Annotated in this window: 8 protein-coding genes; 3 read left to right on the forward strand and 5 right to left on the reverse strand. The window is 43.3% G+C overall.

The annotated features are described in order from the left end of the window. Positions 1–46: 46 nt before the first annotated feature. On the forward strand, positions 47–940 hold the full coding sequence (locus AB4496_RS01540; RefSeq protein ID WP_102257541.1) for a DMT family transporter: 894 nt from the start codon (positions 47–49) through the stop codon (positions 938–940). Positions 941–1,088: 148 nt separating this feature from the next. Here AB4496_RS01540 and AB4496_RS01545 read toward each other — a convergent pair whose 3' ends face one another. The 4 genes from AB4496_RS01545 to ftnA all read right to left on the reverse strand — a co-directional run bounded on the left by AB4496_RS01545 (position 1,089) and on the right by ftnA (position 3,995). After that, positions 1,089–1,496, reverse strand: a complete 408-nt coding sequence (locus tag AB4496_RS01545) for a hypothetical protein (protein WP_009848058.1) — start codon at positions 1,494–1,496, stop codon at positions 1,089–1,091. Between the two features lie 130 nt (positions 1,497–1,626). After that, complete coding sequence (locus AB4496_RS01550) at positions 1,627–2,820, reverse strand: NAD(P)/FAD-dependent oxidoreductase (RefSeq protein ID WP_102257540.1); 1,194 nt, start codon at positions 2,818–2,820, stop codon at positions 1,627–1,629. Between the two features lie 255 nt (positions 2,821–3,075). Continuing rightward, positions 3,076–3,399, reverse strand: a complete 324-nt coding sequence (gene uspB / locus AB4496_RS01555) for a universal stress protein UspB (RefSeq protein WP_009848060.1) — start codon at positions 3,397–3,399, stop codon at positions 3,076–3,078. A 68-nt stretch (positions 3,400–3,467) separates the two neighbouring features. After that, entirely contained in the window at positions 3,468–3,995 is a 528-nt protein-coding gene (gene ftnA, locus AB4496_RS01560; RefSeq protein WP_004735556.1) for a non-heme ferritin, read from the reverse strand. Positions 3,996–4,184: 189 nt separating this feature from the next. Here ftnA and uspA point away from each other — a divergent pair, with 189 nt between their 5' ends. Further along, entirely contained in the window at positions 4,185–4,619 is a 435-nt protein-coding gene (gene uspA, locus AB4496_RS01565; RefSeq protein ID WP_009848061.1) for a universal stress protein UspA, read from the forward strand. Between the two features lie 52 nt (positions 4,620–4,671). Continuing rightward, positions 4,672–5,550 carry a carboxylate/amino acid/amine transporter gene (locus AB4496_RS01570; protein ID WP_017103435.1) on the forward strand — a complete coding sequence of 293 codons (879 nt, stop codon included), beginning with the start codon at positions 4,672–4,674 and terminating at the stop codon, positions 5,548–5,550. A gap of 145 nt (positions 5,551–5,695) precedes the next feature. Here AB4496_RS01570 and AB4496_RS01575 read toward each other — a convergent pair. Beyond that, the coding region (locus tag AB4496_RS01575) for a hypothetical protein (RefSeq protein WP_372130517.1) at positions 5,696–6,085 on the reverse strand (390 nt) is incomplete at its 5' end.

The raw sequence follows: 6,085 nt of genomic DNA on the forward strand, positions 1-6,085 counted from the left end.
GACTAAGCGCTCCGTATTCTGCCCCATCAAATTAGAATGAGTTGCTATGAACGAACGTCGTGCCTTGGGCTTTGGCCTTGCTGCGGTATTACTGTGGTCAACAGTCGCTACTGCTTTTAAGCTGACCCTTGCTGAGTTTTCACCGATTCAAATGCTGACCATCGCCAGCATTGTGTCGTCGATTGCGCTGATCGCAGTCTGCGCGTTTCAAGGCAAGCTTTCTCAGCTGAGTACCACGTTTCTTTCAAACCCTTGGTATTACTTACTGCTCGGTTTGGTTAACCCACTGGCCTATTACCTGATTCTATTCAAAGCCTACGACCTGCTGCCTGCATCTCAAGCTCAAGCCATTAACTACAGCTGGGCTATCACGCTAACCTTAATGGCTGCGGTGTTTCTGGGACAAAAGATTCGTAAACAAGATTGGATTGCGTGTACCTTCAGCTATGCGGGTGTGGTAGTCATTGCCACCAAAGGCGATGTGCTAGGAATGCAGTTCGATAGCCCACTCGGTGTGGCTCTGGCGCTACTTTCAACCTTGCTTTGGGCGGGATACTGGATTCTAAACACCAAAAACAAGGCTGACCCTGTGATTGGCGTATTGCTTGGTTTCTTAGTGGCATTGCCCTTCGCGATCGGTTTAACCATTTATGAAGGCGAGAGCTTTAGCCAAATCACAGCGAAAGGTTGGATGGCCGTAACTTATGTTGGCCTATTCGAGATGGGTATTACCTTTGTCTTGTGGCTCTCAGCACTAAAACTAACCAACAATACGGCACGTATCAGCAACCTAATTTTTGCCTCACCGTTTATCTCGTTGATGCTACTTTCGACCATCATTGGCGAAGAGATTCACCCAGCGACACTGTTTGGTTTGATGCTGATTATTGCTGGTTTGGTGATTCAACAGATCAAGTTTTCAAAGAAAAACCCTACGTAAATAAGAGCTAAAAGACTCGATTGAGCACGAAAAGCTATCGATATAGTCTAATTTTCTCAATTAGATGTTAGATACAAAAATGGCGAGTCATATGACTCGCCATTTTTCTGTAAGATAACATTAAGTTGTAAGTCTCAATGTTCGATATTCAACCGTTGTTTTTCATATCAAATTTGGACTTAAATATCATGAAAAACAAGACCATAAATATAAAATCATTTACACCATAAATTGTGTAAAACACGCCAGCCATCGTATCCGCTTCATATACTGGTGATAGCGTATTATTGGAAAGCCAATTCACCCAAACAACCACATAAACCAACTTTTCAATAAAGAAAGCACCAGCAAGATATTTGATGTTCGCATTGATTGTTGCAGCCCCAAGGTACGCAAAACCCCAAACGACGATCATAATCAGTCCAAAGTTGGACATTACTACGGGATCGGCTTCGTTAATGGCACTATTCGTAAAAAAGCGTGAAAACAGTAAAACAGCACCAACATTCATCGCTCCTGCTGCCAATAGAATGCTTTTTACTTTTGTCTGATTCATTGCAAACCCCTCATTTAAATAATTAAAACATCAATCACTTATAATCTTTATCATTTGTGACGAAGTCATTTTTTCTACTGACTGAAAATGCTCTAAATGAATAAGCTTAGCCAGTGCCATCGCCACTGTGCTATACGTTTTGGCCTGCAACCCAACCAGACGACCACGTCCATTGGAAGTTATAGCCCCCTAACCAACCCGTTACGTCCATTACTTCACCGATGAAATAGAGGCCAGACACACTCTTACACTCCATGGTTTTCGAAGATAGGTGATCAGTATCCACTCCGCCTAGAGTCACTTCGGCAGTTCGATAACCTTCCGTGCCATTGGGTGCAATTTTCCAGTTCTCTAGGTGCTCAACGATGCCACTAAGCTGCTTTTCGTTGAACTGTTTAAGCGGCTTGTCTTCAAGCTCTTTACGGTCAATCAGCACTTCTACAAAACGCTTTGGTAGTGCTTTCGCCAAGGTATTTTTCAGGCTCTGATTTGGGTGTTTCTCGCGAGAATTTTCAAGCAACTCGGCAACGTCTACTTCAGGTACTAGGTTGATAGAAACCGATTGACCCGCTTTCCAGAATGAAGAGATTTGCAGTACCGAAGGACCAGATAAGCCGCGGTGCGTAAACAGCAACGCTTCTTTAAATAAAGTGCCGTCTTGCGCTGTGATCTCAGCAGGAATTGCGATACCAGAAAGCTCAGCGAAAGCTTCTTTGTCTTCTTTATGCAGCGTGAATGGTACTAGCCCTGCAGTAGTTGGCAGTACCGACAAACCAAACTGCTCTGCAATCTTATAGCCAAATGGCGTTGCGCCTAGCTTAGGCATAGACAAACCGCCTGTCGCTACAACGAGTGAGTCACACTCAACTTCGTCGGTATTGAGGTGCATCTTGAAGCCTGCGTCTGTTTTTTCGATGGAGTGAACATCACAACGGTAGCGCTGTTCAACTTTCGCTTGCTTACACTCGTCAAGCAGCATGCTCACGATGTCTTTTGCTGTGTGGTCATTCACACAGAACAACTGGCCGTGATCGCGCTCTTCGAACTCAATGCCGTACTTGCTCACCATCGAGATAAAATCCCAGTTGGTGTATTGAGATAAAGCTGACTTCACGAAGTGAGGGTTGTTACATAGGAAGTTGTTGGCTGAAACATCATAGTTAGTAAAGTTACAACGACCGCCACCTGAGATTAAAATTTTTCTGCCTGGTTTCTTTGCATGATCAACCACCAGCACTCGTCGCCCGCGTTTTCCCGCTTCCGCAGCACACATTAAGCCAGCGGCGCCCGCACCAATTACGATTACATCAAATTTTTCACTCATGTGGTTCTGCTTTTCTTCACTTGTGCAGCCCGAGTACGCCCTGTTCTCGAAATGCCATCAATAAAAAAGGATGTGCATAAACAGCACATCCTTACTAATTGCTCGCTATTTTAGCGGCAATTTTAAACTTTGCAATTGATGTTCAATTGTACAATTCACAGACATAAGCAAGCCACTGTTTGGTTTGGCTTAGCGAACCAACAACCGAAGCTTTACACCAAAAACCTAAGCTCTACTTCAATCGTACTAAATGACTTAGACGATGAAAGAAGACAGCAACGTTACACCTAACAGAGCAGAAGAGAGTATGAATAACTGCCTTACACGATCGCACTTCGACGTAAAAACTTCGTCGTGATGGTGGTGATACTCTTTGCTTTTGATGTAACTAAACAGGCGAACCTGTTTGGTCATATTGCCATGGGTTGTGAAGAAACCACCTCCATCTACTTGTTGATATAGTAGAGGGTGTGCTTCTCGCATAATATAAATGAGTGTTCTTAGCGCAGTAAAGTAACGCGCCCAGTTCACACAAGTCACAACCATTAGTGCAAATAGAATAGTGTCGCCGCTGATCATCCTTTCCTCCTTACATCTTCATAAGAAAACTCAAAAGAAAAAGATAATCAGTGTCTTTCTCGTACTACCTATACGGCAGGAGCTTCCATAATTGAAGATGAACCATCTTTTGCCAATTGCGCTAAGTCTTTATCAATAAAGAACAATGCTTTACCGTCTTCACCAACAAGCTCTAGCTTATCCAATACACCTTTAAACAACTTCTCTTCTTCGTGTTGCTCTGCAACGTACCATTGCAGGAAGTTAAAGGTTGAGTAATCTTGTGTGCTGAAAGCAACGTGAGCCAGTTTGTTGATCTTTTGAGTAATCATTTGCTCATGTTCGTAAGTTTCACGGAACACAGCCCCAAGGCTATCAAATTCATGTTTTGGCGCTTCAATCGCACCTAAAATTGGCATTGCACCTGTCTCACTTACGTAAGTAAAAAGACGCTGCATGTGTTCCATTTCTTCGACTGCATGAACACGCAGAAACTCTGCTGCACCTTCAAATCCTTTATCTTCACACCAAGCACTCATTTGTAAGTATAGGTTGGATGAGAAAAATTCTAGATTAATTTGATCGTTCAGTTGCTCTACCATAGTTTTTGATAGCATTTAAGACTCCTAATTACATCTTCAGTTTTCTCTACTATATCACTATTTTATGAATATCTCGCAGGCCATTAGTTAACCAATATTTCGAGCAAACATTACGCAAGACAGTGGATATGAGATCACTTCAGCAAAAAAAGGCATTGCATAGTGCTAGTCTTTAGTTAGGCAATGAATAGAAGAGGTAGCGATATGAGTTACAAACATATTTTGGTCGCAGTCGATTTATCAGATGACAGCAAATTACTTGTGGATAAAGCGGTAGCATTGGCTAAGCCATTGGAAGCCAAAGTCTCTTTTATCCATATCGATATTAATTATGCAGAGCTCTATACCGGCCTTATTGATATCAACATGGCAGAAACCCAGCACAACGCGATGGAAGCATCTCGAGTTCAGCTACAAAATTTTGCAGAACACGCTCAATACCCTATTACCCACACCTTAGTGGGCAGCGGCGACCTGAGTCATGAACTGTGTGACACCATCAATGAATTCAATGTTGATTTAGTGGTTTGTGGGCACCATCAAGACTTCTGGAGCAAATTGCTCTCTTCAACACGACAACTGATCAATGCCTCGCCGGTTGATATGCTGGTCGTGCCTCTAAGAGATTCAGAAGACTAATGAATTAAGGTTAGGTAACATACAGCTCATATCTTATTAACGAAGTTTTTATATGAGCTATTTAGCTAGTGTTACCCTCTTATGGGCCTTCTCTTTTAGCCTGATCGGCGTTTACCTTGCTGGTCAGGTTGATTCTTGGTTCTCTGTATTAATGCGTGTTGCCCTTGCTGGCATTGTATTTCTTCCTTTCCTGAAGTTTCGAGGTATCTCGCGTAAGCTGATCGCTAAGTTGATGGCGATTGGTGGTATCCAGCTTGGGCTGATGTACTGCTTCTATTACCAGTCTTTCTTGCTGCTATCCGTTCCTGAAGTCCTTCTGTTTACCGTTTTTACCCCAATTTACGTCACGCTTATTTATGACTTCCTCAAAGGACAATTCTCTCCGTGGTATTTAGTGACAGCGGCGATTGCTGTATTGGGCGCTGTATTCATTAAATTCGCGGGTATCAACGAAAACTTTTTAGTCGGTTTCCTCGTAGTCCAAGGTGCAAACCTGTGCTTTGCTATCGGCCAAGTTGCTTACAAAGTAGTGATGGAGAAGGAATCGACAGAGTTACCTCAGCGCACAGTATTTGGTTACTTCTATTTGGGTGCGTTATGCGTCGCTTCGGTTGCTTTCATACTCTTAGGTAACCCTGAGAAGCTGCCAACAACCACTCTTCAATGGGGCATCCTGATTTATCTTGGCTTGATTGCTTCGGGGCTAGGTTACTTTATGTGGAATAAAGGTGCATGCATGGTGAATGCTGGTGCACTGGCTGTAATGAACAACGCCTTAGTTCCAGCCGGCCTTGTAGTGAACATCCTTATTTGGAACAGAGACGTCGACTTGATTCGATTGGCCATTGGCGGCGCGGTTATCTTGTTCTCTCTATTCGTCAACGAGACATGGGTGAAAAAGCGTGTTGCGAGATCCACAAGCAACGCCTAACCGCTTTCACTGAGCTAAGTGAACTAAACTAAGCTAAGTGAGCAGAGCTAAATGAGTTAGCTCTGATAACCCCAAAAAGCAAAAGAGCGACCTTAGGTCGCTCTTTTTAAATCATCGTTGTAGCAATAAGTTATCCGTACCAGTTTCAGTGAATGTGACTATGGCTCACTACCTGAGTCTTGGTTTCAGTGAAAGCGACGTCATCAAGTTGTAGGTTGATACGTTCAAGGTTACTTTCCAGTTTTTGACTTTTCTTAAACAGCTTTTGCTGCTTCTTAATCATCTTCGCGAGCTTTTTGTTGTACTTCTCTTGTTTCTTAGCCGCTTTCTTCGCTCGCTTGAGGTCGGCTTTTTCATCACCACTCGCATTAGCGATTCGTTTTTTCAGTTTGGCTTTTTTCTGTGATGCATTTTTATCTACAACATTAGGGGCAATATCAGCAGCGGCTGGATCGAACATTTGTACGCTCGGCTCAATTGTCTCGCTGATTTCCGCAAGCGATAACTCGGGTGCAGGTAATGTTTCCGCTAGTAG

Source organism: Vibrio sp. 10N.222.46.A1 (assembly GCF_041473595.1).
In the GTDB taxonomy this organism is placed as follows: Bacteria; Pseudomonadota; Gammaproteobacteria; order Enterobacterales; family Vibrionaceae; genus Vibrio; species Vibrio tasmaniensis_A.

Bases quoted from the DNA above. Each gene is read 5' to 3' on its own strand.
- AB4496_RS01540 (WP_102257541.1), top strand. From the start codon at position 47: ATGAACGAACGTCGTGCCTTGGGCTTTGGCCTTGCTGCGGTATTACTG.
- AB4496_RS01545 (WP_009848058.1), bottom strand. From the start codon at position 1,496: ATGAATCAGACAAAAGTAAAAAGCATTCTATTGGCAGCAGGAGCGATG.
- AB4496_RS01550 (WP_102257540.1), bottom strand. From the start codon at position 2,820: ATGAGTGAAAAATTTGATGTAATCGTAATTGGTGCGGGCGCCGCTGGC.
- uspB (WP_009848060.1), bottom strand. From the start codon at position 3,399: ATGATCAGCGGCGACACTATTCTATTTGCACTAATGGTTGTGACTTGT.
- ftnA (WP_004735556.1), bottom strand. From the start codon at position 3,995: ATGCTATCAAAAACTATGGTAGAGCAACTGAACGATCAAATTAATCTA.
- uspA (WP_009848061.1), top strand. From the start codon at position 4,185: ATGAGTTACAAACATATTTTGGTCGCAGTCGATTTATCAGATGACAGC.
- AB4496_RS01570 (WP_017103435.1), top strand. From the start codon at position 4,672: ATGAGCTATTTAGCTAGTGTTACCCTCTTATGGGCCTTCTCTTTTAGC.